This is a genomic window from Halomonas sp. GFAJ-1 (assembly GCF_000236625.2).
Classification (GTDB): domain Bacteria; phylum Pseudomonadota; class Gammaproteobacteria; order Pseudomonadales; family Halomonadaceae; genus Vreelandella.
In genome coordinates this window covers 174,645-187,203 of the sequence record NZ_AHBC01000027.1, presented here as the reverse complement: position 1 = coordinate 187,203, position 12,559 = coordinate 174,645, and the positions used below count along the sequence as shown (strand labels likewise).

The 12,559-nt window shown below is 55.3% G+C and carries 11 protein-coding genes; 3 read left to right on the top strand and 8 right to left on the bottom strand.

The annotated features are described in order from the left end of the window. The first annotated feature begins 226 nt into the window (after positions 1–226). Entirely contained in the window at positions 227–1,777 is a 1,551-nt protein-coding gene (locus MOY_RS07900) for a BCCT family transporter (RefSeq protein ID WP_009098406.1), read from the top strand. A 27-nt stretch (positions 1,778–1,804) separates the two neighbouring features. Here the strand turns inward: MOY_RS07900 and MOY_RS07895 are convergent, their stop codons facing one another. Together MOY_RS07895 and folK are read right to left on the bottom strand one after the other, a co-directional pair. Then, positions 1,805–2,626 carry a flagellin N-terminal helical domain-containing protein gene (locus MOY_RS07895; protein ID WP_009098404.1) on the bottom strand — a complete coding sequence of 274 codons (822 nt, stop codon included), beginning with the start codon at positions 2,624–2,626 and terminating at the stop codon, positions 1,805–1,807. A gap of 112 nt (positions 2,627–2,738) precedes the next feature. Continuing rightward, positions 2,739–3,188 (bottom strand): 2-amino-4-hydroxy-6-hydroxymethyldihydropteridine diphosphokinase, encoded by a 450-nt coding sequence (folK, locus tag MOY_RS07890; RefSeq protein ID WP_009098402.1) that lies wholly within the window; start codon positions 3,186–3,188, stop codon positions 2,739–2,741. Positions 3,189–3,397: 209 nt separating this feature from the next. Here folK and MOY_RS07885 point away from each other — a divergent pair, with 209 nt between their 5' ends. Next, complete coding sequence (locus tag MOY_RS07885; protein WP_009098400.1) at positions 3,398–4,144, top strand: SDR family oxidoreductase; 747 nt, start codon at positions 3,398–3,400, stop codon at positions 4,142–4,144. Between the two features lie 105 nt (positions 4,145–4,249). Here MOY_RS07885 and ybiO read toward each other — a convergent pair whose 3' ends face one another. From ybiO to trhO, 5 genes are all read right to left on the bottom strand, one after another. Beyond that, positions 4,250–6,625, bottom strand: a complete 2,376-nt coding sequence (gene ybiO, locus MOY_RS07880; RefSeq protein ID WP_009098398.1) for a mechanosensitive channel protein — start codon at positions 6,623–6,625, stop codon at positions 4,250–4,252. A gap of 210 nt (positions 6,626–6,835) precedes the next feature. Next, the gene (locus MOY_RS07875) at positions 6,836–7,267 is read right to left on the bottom strand and encodes a YqaA family protein (protein WP_009098396.1); all 432 of its coding nucleotides are present in this window, start codon (positions 7,265–7,267) and stop codon (positions 6,836–6,838) included. A gap of 13 nt (positions 7,268–7,280) precedes the next feature. Then, positions 7,281–8,105 carry an IclR family transcriptional regulator domain-containing protein gene (locus MOY_RS07870; RefSeq protein ID WP_009098392.1) on the bottom strand — a complete coding sequence of 275 codons (825 nt, stop codon included), beginning with the start codon at positions 8,103–8,105 and terminating at the stop codon, positions 7,281–7,283. 109 nt (positions 8,106–8,214) lie between these two features. Next, positions 8,215–9,021: an enoyl-CoA hydratase gene (locus tag MOY_RS07865; protein ID WP_009098390.1), complete on the bottom strand. Its 807-nt coding sequence runs from the start codon at positions 9,019–9,021 to the stop codon at positions 8,215–8,217. Between the two features lie 105 nt (positions 9,022–9,126). Further along, entirely contained in the window at positions 9,127–10,122 is a 996-nt protein-coding gene (trhO, locus tag MOY_RS07860; protein WP_009098388.1) for an oxygen-dependent tRNA uridine(34) hydroxylase TrhO, read from the bottom strand. A 226-nt stretch (positions 10,123–10,348) separates the two neighbouring features. Here trhO and MOY_RS07855 point away from each other — a divergent pair, with 226 nt between their 5' ends. Continuing rightward, positions 10,349–11,038 carry a pirin family protein gene (locus MOY_RS07855; protein ID WP_009098386.1) on the top strand — a complete coding sequence of 230 codons (690 nt, stop codon included), beginning with the start codon at positions 10,349–10,351 and terminating at the stop codon, positions 11,036–11,038. A 56-nt stretch (positions 11,039–11,094) separates the two neighbouring features. Here MOY_RS07855 and serA read toward each other — a convergent pair whose 3' ends face one another. Then, positions 11,095–12,339: a phosphoglycerate dehydrogenase gene (gene serA, locus MOY_RS07850; protein WP_009098384.1), complete on the bottom strand. Its 1,245-nt coding sequence runs from the start codon at positions 12,337–12,339 to the stop codon at positions 11,095–11,097. Between the last annotated feature and the right edge of the window lie 220 nt (positions 12,340–12,559).

Sequence of the window (12,559 nt, the reverse complement as noted above, 5' to 3'; positions counted from 1 at the left end):
ATGACGGTGTTTATCTTGCACCAAAGCAAAACGCATTAGACCTTGGTCTATATTTGCGATAAACTACATCCAGTTTCCTGTCCTCGCGCCATTCATTGAATGGCGCTTTTTTTTGTTCGAAAAACCAAGCTTTAAAAAAATCTGTGGACCTATGCGTTACACCCGTTTGCGCAAGGTGCTGATAAATGGGCACCTCTGCCCCTGACTTTTCATTTATAGGTGTTTTATGAACCAACCTGTCCCAAACGAGGGCCGCATACAGCGTACCATTGGCGACCCTATTGTGCTGCTCCTCAGCATTGGCTTTATCGTCGCGTTTCTTGCTCTGTCACTGTACGACATTGAGCTGGTCGCCGACTCCATCAGCGCCGGGTTCGCTTGGACGGCCCTGGTGCTGGGCAGCTACTTTCAACTGTTGCTTTTGCTGACCTTCTTTATCGCGATTGGCTTGGCCGCCACCCCCGCTGCCAGTGCTAAAATTGGTAATCTTGATACACCAGAAATAAGCACCTTCAAGTGGCTATCGATTATTTTGTGCACCTTACTGGCGGGTGGCGGGGTATTTTTCGCTGCCGGAGAGCCGGTTTATCACTTCGTGGTCACGCCGCCGGCATTTGATACCGAAGCAGGCACCGCTGAAGCCGTCTCTGGCGCGCTGGCCCAGTCGTTTATGCACTGGGGCTTCATGGCATGGGCCGTACTGGGCTCCCTGACGGCAGTAGTGCTGGCCCACGCCCACTATGTGAAAGGCCAACCGCTTCAACCGCGTACGCTGCTGTACCCAATTTTAGGCGAGCGCCTAATGCGTGGCCCACTGGGGGCGGTAGTCGATGCGTGCTGTGTGATTGCAGTCGTTGCCGGCACGGTCGGCCCGATTGGTTTTTTGGCAACGCAGGTAAGCTTTGGCCTGCATGAGCTATTTGGACTACCTGAAGGCTACCCCGGACAGCTGATTATTTTGGCAGTGTTGGGCAGTGTTTATGTGCTCTCGTCCATGAGTGGCGTACACAAAGGTATCCAGCTACTCAGCCGTTTTAATGTGCTGCTGGCGCTGGCGATTGGCGCGGCGATTTTCGTCTTTGGGCCTACGCTGTTTTTGGTCAACACCTACGTTGCGAGTATGGGCGCCTATGCGAGTGAGTTCTTCACCATGGCGACCATGACCGCCGACACCGCACCAGCGTGGTGGATGCAGTGGTGGACGGTATTCTTCTTTGCCTGGTTTATTGGCTATGCGCCGTTAATGGCAATTTTTGTGGCGCGTATTTCTCGGGGCCGCAGCATTCGCGAGATGATTCTAGCCGTTGCGGTTCTTGCGCCTATTGCGACTACCGTATGGTTTACCTTGCTGGGCGGCTCGGGTATTTACTACCAGCTCAACGGCGTCATTGACCTCACCGATGCGCTGAACAACTTCCAATTTGATGTGGCAACATTAACAGTTGCCCAGGCGCTGCCCGGCGGCACTTGGATGGCGCTGGCAATTCTATTGCTGACCACCATTTTTGTGGCGACCACGGGTGATTCAATGAGCTACGCCATTGCGGTAGTGGGCGCTGGTCACGACAACCCCAGCCCTTACATACGTGCCTTCTGGGGCATTGCGATGGCGCTGATGGCGGCGGTTCTGCTCTACATGGGCGCTGGACAAATCGGCGCGCTGCAGCAGTTTATCGTGATTACTGCGATTCCCGTGTCATTGATCTTACTGCCATCACTCTGGAATGGCCCCCAGGCAGCCTATGCCATGGCGCGGGAGCAGGGCATCATCAAGTAAAAGCGCCTCTCGTGTTGATAGCGCTTCTTATAGCCCTTCCAGCAGTCGCAGAATCATCTGCGGCTGCTGATTGGCCTGGGCCAAAATCGCTACGCCTGCCTGCTGTAGGATTTGAGCACGGATCAGATTCGAGACTTCCTGTGCGTAGTCGGCATCCTGGATGCGTGACCGCGCGGCAGACGTGTTGATAATGTTGGTATTCAGCCCTTCGATAACGCTCTCAAAGCGGTTTTGCACAGCCCCCATATAGCTACGCTGACGGTCTACGCGTTTAAGTGCTTCATCCATGGCAGTGAGTGGGTTGTCTGTTGCGCTGTTATCACCCAGTACACTGAAACCTTCCAAGCCTAATGCCTGTAAGCCCATCGCCTCAAAACGCACCCCGATCACATTACCTGCATTGGCGCCGACCTGGATATTGAGCGTCTTATCGCTTCCCAACAGTCCGATGCCGTTGAAATTGCTCTGCCCTGCCAGGCGCTCAATCTCCTCCAAACGCTGGTCGATTTCCCCCTGGATAGACGCCAGATCGGAGGGTGCATTTGTGCCATTGGCCGCCTGAACGCTTAGCTCTCGAATGCGCTGCAGATTATCGTTAATCTGGTTAAGCGTGCCTTCAGCCGTCTGCACCATGGAGATGCCGTCATTGGTATTGCGGATCGCCTGATTCATGCCTTTTATTTGCGCCGTCATACGGTTGGCAATTGCCTGCCCGGCGGGGTCATCCTTGGCGCTATTAATGCGCAGGCCCGACGATAACCGCTGCATGGCGGTTTGCATCGACTGCTGGCTACTGCGCAGATTATTTTGCACCAGTAGCGACGTTATATTGGTCGCAAGACTGATCACGCTGATTCCTCTTAGGGCTGCTACTTCGGCCGCTGGCAAACGCACCGTGGCAGTCACTTTAATATCGGCAGAGGAGCGCAGAAGGTGAGGCTTAGTAGGTAAAAAAAATGCGTTATTGCATGCTGGCCGAGGGCGTAATCGAGCGCCCAGTGGCGGCTAATAGCTCATCGACGGGGCCACGCACGTAGTCGTGGTGATAATAAGCCGTGTCCACTACCTCGCCATCCCACGCGACGATGTCTAAATCCATCGTTCTCGGACCGGATTTAATCGGCCCGCGGATGCGGCCCAAACGCTCTTCAACCTCTTTTAAATAGGCACGAAAGGCGGTGTAATCAAAGGAAGTGCGCACCAGTAACGCCGCGTTAAGAAAATCAGGCTGCTGCTGAAACCCCACGGGCGAGGTACGAATCGCCTGGGAGTTGGCTACCAGCTCGCACTCTTGGCCCAAAATGGCGAGCGCTTGTGTGTAGTGCTGGTCGGGCTGAATATTGCTGCCTAACGAGATTACGCATTCATGGTAGGCAGTACCCAAAGTTGCATGTGACGACGTTGATGGCATAGCAGCACTCCAGCCTCAAAGGCATGATAAAGGCAGTCACAAAAGCAGGCAGTCGCGAACGTAATAGCGAAAGCCGTCATTAAATAGGCGCCTCACTAGAGTAGCTCGGCTTATATTTTGTTCAACCCCTGTACAATTTATTGACAAACGCTGAGTACACGCAGAGAGTCATGGCTGTCGTTGACATTCTTCAAGACTGAGGAGCTGCTATGCATACACCCGCTGCATTAGTGACCGGAGGCGCCACCCGCTTGGGGCGCCACTTCGCCGAAGCCCTGGCGGAAAAGGGCTATGATATTGCGTTGCACGTCAATAGCTCACGGGGGGAGGCCGAAGAGGTTGCCAAAGGCATTCGCCAAAAAGGCCAAGCGTGCGAAATACTGCCGTGCAACTTCTTAAGCGACGCGCTTGAAGAGCTGGTAGCCACTGCCAAGCAGCGCTTTCCAGGCCTGAATGTGCTGATAAATAGTGCTTCTGCGTATGAACCGGCGCCTATTGCTAGCACCAACATGGCGATGCTGGAAACGCAGTTTCGGGTCAATCTGTTTACGCCGCTGCTCCTCACGCGCCACTTTGCAGAGGCCGTAGAGAACGGTCAGGTCATCAACATCATTGATAATAAAGTGGCCTACCACCAGTACCCTTACGCGGCCTATTTACTGTCGAAAAAGAGCCTTGCCGACATGACGCGCATGGCGGCACTGGAATTTTCCCCACGCCTGCGTATTAACGGTATTGCGCCCGGCGTGGTACTCCCTGCGTCCCAACGCACCAGCGACTATATTCAATGGCGTATAGAAGGCATTCCGCTTAAACAGCAGGGTGACCCCAGCCATCTTGTACAAGCTATGTACTACTTACTGGATAACAACTTCGTGACCGGGCAAGTCCTGTTCGTAGATGGCGGTGAGTCAAACAACCTGGAAGGGCAGCACTCAGAAAACTACCCTGTGTAGCCCTCCTTCACGCCTTTATGCACTGCCTCAAACGCAGCGGGGCCGCCCAAAGGCGGCCCCGCTGTACGCTATCACCATCCCGACTACTTCGCCGGGATGTGGGGTCTAATCCTCGTCAAAGTCTCCTTTAAATTCAGGATTTGACTTGGAGCGCGGGTCATCTTCGCTCAGGCGACTCGCATCGCCTGTGCGCGGCTGACCACCGGGACGGCCATCAATATCAAAGTCCTGCCGCATGATACGCAGGTTGGCCGGCGGCGCTTCACCCTCTTTACCCACGCCAAAGTAGAGCGTGGTATGCGGGAACGGAATCTCAATACCCACATTATCAAAGTGGATTTTCACTAAGCGGTTATACGCTCGCCCAATGGCCCACTGCATGCCTGGGATGGTTTTAATACGCACGCGTATGTTAACCGCGCTATCCCCAAGGCTGGTTACCCCGGCGACTTCAAGCGGCGCCAAGATATTCATCTTATGCTCTTCACTGGCAGACAGCTCGTCAAACGCATTACGTAGCTGAACGATGGCATCGTCAATGCTTTCACGATAGGCAATACCGTATTCACCCACATGGTAGCCAAAATCACGCATGTAGTTGGAAACGGTATCGACACTTGAGAACGGTACGATGTGGTAAGTACCGTTAAGGTCGCGAATACCCACAGAGCGAATACTGAGCCGCTCTGCCGTTCCCGTAATGCCGCCCAGGGTCACCACATCGCCAGTATTCATGGCATTTTCAACCTGAATAAAGACGCCAGTGATGACATCCTGAACCAGCTTCTGTGCACCAAAACCAATCGCTAGACCCAGCACACCGGCACCAGCAATCAGCGGGCCGATATTAATGCCGATTTCCGACAGTACGATCATGCCAGTAATGGTCACCATGGCGATAGCAAGGGCATTACGGAACAAGCTCAATAGGGTTTTAGCGCGCGGCGAAGGCTCCCCATGGCCCGTTTCCGGGTTGAGTTTATGCTCGATCAGGCTTGCGAGTCCCAGCCACACGCCAAGCGCCACAATTAGAATGATGGCAACGCCGAACAGGTTGCCCACCAGATTGGCACCACGTTCAGAAGCGTACCAAGCCCTCAGGTCAAAGGCGCCCCAAGCATCCAGCACTACCATGATGACCGCGATCAAAATAATGGTACGCAGCACACGCAGCGCATTAGGCACGTAGCTGTTTAAACGTGCTTCTAGTAGCGGCAATTTACGGCGTAGATCATCGGAAAGTTGAATACGACGGCCAATGGTTTGGCTCAAGAACGACGAGAGCAGAATGCCAATGACCACGGCAGCCAGCGTTTTCAGCGTCGCAAAAAGCACAAACGGCAGGGCATCTCCGGGGCGTACTAGCGTAAGTACAAAGACAATCAAGAAATAGAGCAGCGCAAACAGGTGCCAGGTACGGGCGAACAGCTGCAGCGAGACACGGCTAGCGGTTAACGTTGAGCGCGCCGCCATGTCATTCAGGTTATCCCGCAGGCGAAGGCGGTTTTTAAGCACCACGCCCACCGCGTAAATAAACGCCAGCACCATAATGACGGTGCCTAACAACTGCCCAAGCGCAGCTGCCAAGTAGAAGTTGACCAGGGGCACCACTACCATTAAGCCGTACCCGACCATACCAATCAGGCGCGCTAACCAACGGTTCCAATACGACGCTTCTGTAGCTGAAATAGGTAGCAGGCGCAGTCCTTCATAGCGCGAAGAGAACAGCATCCGCACGGCCGCTTTAAGCAGCTCAATAATCAGGAAGGCATTTAAAAAGAGTGACGCGCGGGTAGAGAGCTCGCCGGTTTCGCCCACCGCAAAGGTCGCTAGCAGGTTACCGCCTACATAGGCCAGGGCGACCAGTAACACATCGATGACCGCGGCAATAGCAACGCATACCACCAGCCTAAGAACAGGGGTTAGCCCGCTGCCCAGTTGCGACCAAGCACTAATTTTTGTGAAAAGAGGCTTCGCAAGGCGACGGAAGACTATAAACATCGCAAAGGTAGCGACAATCACAATCCCCAAATTTATCGCCGCGTTGATGAAGCCCGCTGTATCAAAGGTACCGGCCCCTTGCCCCGTAAACAGGCCGCTTACCATCGTAAACGCCTGCTCCAGTTGCCTGCCAATATCCGTGACTACCCCGCTGGTTAGCTCAGCTAACTGACGCGGTAGCGATACATTTTCAGGGGCCGCCTCGCCGCCCTGTGCGGCCGCTTCCGGCGACAGCTCGTTGGCTAATCCTGCGGGAAGCGTTGAGGCTTGATTGCGCAGCAGCTCTATCAGCTCTTGTCGCCCCTGCTCATCCTCAAGCAAATCAGCAAGCGCGGCGTAGGTGGGCGCTTCCTGCGCTGTTTGGGTGACCTCTTGCTCTTCTGCCGTTAACGTCGTTTGCGCCAACGCGGGCGTTGCCAGTAAGGCAAACAGCGCTAACATCAAGACGCTTAGCCAGGGTAGTAAACGTAGTGGCGTCACACCTTAACCTCCCTTCGGGTGAGTAGTTTTCAACAATCTACGATTGAATCGCTGTATACAAATCATAGCGCACCCAGCAGGGAGGCACAGCTTGTATAGAGATAGCCTAGGGTAACATGGGGTTATCACGTTCGTTGAAGGGGCAGCGGCGCTTAGCACGCGCATTGCGGCATTAACGGCCTCTCTTAACGGATAGTGTTTTGCCAGGCATCAGCTGCAGAGCGGTGCTAACCATTGATGAGCCAGGGCAAGCACTAAGGCATAGCGTGCACCTTTAGCAAGTACGATCCATAGCAGAGCTCGCCACCAGGGCAGTTTGAAAACACCCGCCAGCACCGTTAATGGGTCGCCAATAATCGGCGCCCAGGAAATCAGTAGGCTGTACTCACCAAAGCGGTGATACCAGCGCTCAGCCCGCGCGAGGCTAGCGGGAGACGCGGGGAACCAGCGGCGATGTTGAAATTTTCGAGCATAGCGCCCCATCGCTACGTTAATCAGGCTACCAAGGGTATTGCCGGTGGTGGCGACTATCCACAGGCCCAGTGCGGGCTCTCCCAGACACCATAACCGGGCTAACCACACCTCAGAGCCACCGGGTAGCAACGTAGCGCTAGCCAACGCCACCCAAAACAAGCTAAACATCAGGCGTTACACCTTAACAACGGGGCAGATGACCGCCTAACTGTAGCGTGATCTCGTCGGCGATTTTGCGCACCAGTGCACCCAGCGCTAACAAGCGCTCTTCAGGAATGCGCGCCATTGGCCCAGACACCGAAATCGCCGCCAGCGGCGTTCTATGCTCATCATAAATACAAGCAGCGACGCAGTGCAGGCCGATGGCATGCTCTTCGCGATCGCAGGCAAACCCCTGGGCGCGAATGGCGGCCATTTCTGTTAACAGGGTGTCGGTTTGGTAGAGGGTGTTTTCGGTGACCCGGCCAAGCTCGTAGCCTTTCAGCAGTTCGGCGCGCTCCTCCTCGCTCATCCAGGCTAACAGCGCTTTACCCACGCCCGACGCGTGAAGCGGGGCGCGGGAGCCCAAGCGCGTAATCATGCGCATCATTTGAGGTGACTCATGCTGGGCCAAAAACACAGCCGTTGCGCCATCTCGGATGCCCAGGTTGGCAGTTTCGCCGGTCTCTGCGGTTAAGCGGCGTAAAAAAGGGCGGCTTTTGGCGACCACGTCCCGAGCTTCCAAAAAGCTGTTACCAATGCGGAACGTTTTCACATCGATTCGCCATAGCCCCTGCTCGCTCTCTTGGGTCACAAAGCCTTGGCTCTGCAGCGCTTGCAGCAAACGGTGGGTGGTAGAGGGCGCAAGGTCGGCCATTTCCGCCAGTTCTGAAAGGGCTAGCCCTAGTGGGCTTGCTGATAAATACTCAAGCAGCGTGAGGCCACGTACCAACGATTGGCTGTGCCCGCCGCTTGCTTTGGTGGCTCCCGCCGGGCGTCCGACTGACCTGCGCTTGACTTCACTCACCCTGTTCTCCCTTGAAGGCGTCTTGGCGTAAAGGGGGTGAGGATAACGCGCCTTATAGGCGTTGTCGCGTTTACGGAAACAAATTCCACCAATGCCGACAGGTGCTTCGCTAACGGTGTCGCCACTGGGGAGCGCGCTTGGCAATAAAGGCATCTATGCCTTCGCCAACGTCTTCTGCCTGCATATTGCAGGCCATGGTTTCGCCAGCAAAGGCGTAGGCTTCATCCAACGGCATCGCTAGCTGACGGGAAAACATCGCTTTACCAGTGCGAACCGCCACCGCGCTTTTGGCGCAAATACTTGCGGTCAAAGCATCAACCGCGCTGTCTAGCGCATCGTCCTCTGCGACGCGGTTGATTAGCCCCCACTCGGCCGCCTGGGCCGCGCTGATAAACTCTCCGGTGAGCAGCATTTCCATGGCCCGCTTACGGGCAACATTACGCGATAGTGCTACCGCAGGGGTTGAGCAAAATAACCCTACGTTAATGCCCGACACCGCAAACCGCGCGCTGCTGGCCGCCACCGCTAAATCGCAGCTGGCGACGAGCTGGCAGCCGGCAGCTGTGGCAATACCCTGGACTTTAGCAATCACTGGCACCGGCAGGTTAACAATTGCCTGCATCACCGCGCCGCAGCGCGCAAACAGCGCTTGGTAGTAGGCTTTATCAGGGTTAGCGCGCATCTGTTTTAAATCGTGCCCCGCGCAAAACGCTTTCCCACTCGCGGCAAGTACCACACAGCGCACCTGCTCATCCTGGGCGATGTCGTCTAACGCGCTTTGCAGCGCCGAGAGCATTGCTTCAGAGAGTGCATTAAAACGTTCAGGCTGGTTAAGGGTTAGCGTGGTAACGCCCTGGTGGTCAGAACGCTGAAGCAAATTATCCGCGGCCAGGGGTGTCGTGGGGGGAGTTGGCATGGGAAGCTCCTAGACAATGGGTTGTTGCTAGTCTAACGCTTCCCTAGAGAGGTATTGGGCAAAGTAAGACCAAAGTGGCCTCTGCAAAACAATAGGCCACGCTGTTTACGCTTTTTCGACTACGTCTTTAGGCTCCTTCTTGCGACCGTTCTGGCGCTGGTCATAGCCCAGTGGATGGGGTTCACCGCGCGCCTTTGCCAGTTCAATTTGGCGCTGACGCTCGCGGGCGGCGGCGCGGGTTTTCTCAGGCAGCGAGTCGATACAGTGGGGGCAGCTAATACCCGGCTCATAGGCCGACGACTGCATATCTTCAAGAGAAATGGGCATCCGGCAGGCGTGGCACTGCTCGTGCTCGCCTTCGCTGAGGTCATGACGAACCGTAACGCGGTTATCAAACACAAAGCACTCGCCGCGCCACAGGGATTGCGCTTCCGGCACTTTTTCCAGGTAGTTCAGCACGCCGCCTTTCAGGTGGTAGACCTCTTCAAAACCCTCTTTCAGCATGAAGCTGGAGGCTTTTTCGCAGCGGATACCGCCGGTGCAGAACATGGCAACTTTCTTGTGCTTTTCCGGGTTGTAGTGCTCGCGCACGTACCCAGGGAACTCGCGAAACGTGGTGGTTTTGGGGTCAACTGCACCTTCAAAGCTGCCAATCGCCACTTCGTAATCGTTGCGGGTATCAATCACCAGTACTTCCGGGTCGGAGATCACGTCGTTCCAGTTTTCTGGCTCAACGTAAGTACCCACGGTGTCGTTGGGGTCGATGCCAGGCACGCCCAAGGTGACGATCTCTTTTTTCAGCTTCACCTTGGTGCGGTAAAACGGCGGCTCATCGCAAAACGACTCTTTGTGGTCGATATCGCTTAAGCGGGGGTCGGCCGTCAGCCATGACAGCAGGGCATCGATGCCTTCGCGCGTACCGGCAACAGTGCCATTAATGCCCTCTTTGGCCAGTAGCAGCGTGCCTTTTACGCCGTTCTCGACCATGGTTTGGTGCAGCGGCTCGCGCAGCGCTTCAAAGTCATTCAGGGTGACAAATTTATATAGCGCAGCCACCACAATGGGCGGCGCTGAGGTTGAGATAGGGGTAGGTGCCGTCATGGTACAACTCCTGGTAGTCGCCCTCGCAAAGGGCGGACCGGGTTAAAAGAGGCGCGCATTTTAACGAAAAATGAGCAAAAAGTTCAGCAAAACCTAGATGCAACACGCAACCACAACACCCAATCGTCGATTTATTCGATGTTACCGTATAGAAACCTTCACCCCACGCCAACCCGTACCGGACGTATAGTAAGCATCACTGTTAGTCACTCTTTGGGAGCACCCCATGCAGATTCGTCGTTCAATCGAGCGGGGCTATGCCGATCACGGCTGGTTGCGCTCCTACCATACGTTCTCGTTCGCCAATTATATGGACCCTAACCATATGGGATTCCGTGCGCTGAGGGTTATCAACGAAGACCGGGTAACGCCTGGTAACGGTTTTGGCGCCCACCCCCACCGGGACATGGAAATTCTCTCCTATGTATTGGAAGGGGAAATGGAACATCGTGACAATATGGGCAATGGCGAGGTCATCCGCCCAGGCGACGTGCAGCGCATGTCGGCGGGCATCGGCGTACTGCACAGTGAGTTCAATCACTCCAAAGAGAATGGCCTGCACTTTCTACAGATTTGGATTCAGCCTGCTAAACGCGGCATTACGCCCAGCTACGAACAGAAACACTTTCCCGTTTCTGAACGTCAGAGCCAGTGGCGTTTAGTGGTTTCCCAGGAAGGACGCGAGGGGTCGGTGAGTATCAATCAGGACGTTAACCTCTACGCGAGTTTACTTAGCCCTGGGGATCAGGTGGCACCACCTGCTACCCGTTACGCATGGCTACACGTGGTAAAAGGCGCGGTAGAGGTTAACGGGGAAACGCTGACCACCGGCGATGCGGCAGCGTTCACCCCCGAAGAGGTAATAACACTGACCTGTAAAGAGGCGGGCGAAGTGCTGCTGTTTGACCTTGCGTGATGAGTGGTAGAACGCAAAACGGCCCCTTAAGGGGCCGTTTTGGTGAGAAGCGCTACTTAACTATTGTGCGCCGAGTAGAGAGCACGAATTTTCAGTGTGTGCTCGACTTCTCTCAAAGCTTCCAGCGCCTGGGGGCCGTAAGCTTTATCCACGTCGATGACGACGTAGCCCACTTTATCGTTGGTTTGCAGATACTGACCCGAGATATTGATGCCGTTTTCAGACAGCACACGGTTAATCTGGGAAAGTACGCCGGGCACGTTATCGTGAATGTGCAGCAAGCGGTGCTTGTCCGGGTGCGCTGGCAGCGCCACTTCGGGGAAGTTGACCGAGGTCACCGTGGTGCCGTTATCTGAATAAGTGATCAGCTTCTCCGCCACTTCAATACCGATGTTCTCCTGGGCTTCCAAGGTAGAGCCACCGATATGCGGCGTCAGGATCACATTTTCCAGGCCACGCAGCGGGCTTTGGAACTCTTCATCGTTGCCTTTAGGCTCCACCGGAAAAACGTCGATGGCGGCACCGTTAAGTTTGCCGGCCTTAATAGCGTCTGCCAGCGGCTCAATTTCCACCACGCTGCCACGGGCTGCGTTAATTAGGATGGCGCCATCTTTCATGGCCGCAATCTCTTTCGCGCCCATCATCCAGCGGGTTGAAGGCAGGTCGGGCACGTGTAGGCTAACCACGTCTGAACGTTCAAGCAGTTGCTCAAGGCTGGCCACTTGGTTCGCGTTACCCATCCCCAGCTTGGTGATGACATCGTAAAAAATGACGTTGAAGCCCAGCGACTCGGCCAATACAGAGAGCTGCGCACCAATGCTGCCGTAGCCCACGATACCCAGGGTTTTACCCCGTGCTTCGTGGGAGTTTTTCGCTGATTTCAGCCAACCACCCTGGTGGGCACGGGCGTTTTTCTCAGGAATACCGCGCAGCAGCATAATCGCTTCTGCCAGCACCAACTCGGCCACCGAACGGGTGTTGGAGTAAGGCGCATTGAACACGGCGATACCGCGTTTGAGCGCTGCTTCCAGGTCAACTTGGTTGGTACCGATACAGAAACAGCCAACGCTCACCAGCTTCTCTGCCGCTGCGAACACCCGCTCGGTTAACTGAGTGCGAGAGCGAATGCCGATGAAGTGAACGTCGCGGATCTTCTCGATCAGCGCCTCTTCATCTAGCGAGGTAGGCAGAAGCTCGATGTTCTCGTAGCCTGCGTTGTGAAAATTGTCCACCGCGCTTTGGTGGACGCCCTCGAGCAGCAGGATCTTGATCTTGCTCTTGTCCAGGGACGTTTTGGCCATGGCTGAATCAACCTCTATGGTCGGCGGCATGCGCCGTGTATCGGTTCACGGGAGGCACGTATAGTAGCACAGCACCCGGGGCTCCCGGCGCCTTGAAATGATGAAAAGTGTGCGCTTTCAAGATGAACCGGGCGCAAGTCGGAAAATGCCCGTCCGGATGAGGGCAGACGCCACCCCCTTGCCTCGGTGTATACTGTGCGCTTGTTTTGGTAGCACGACC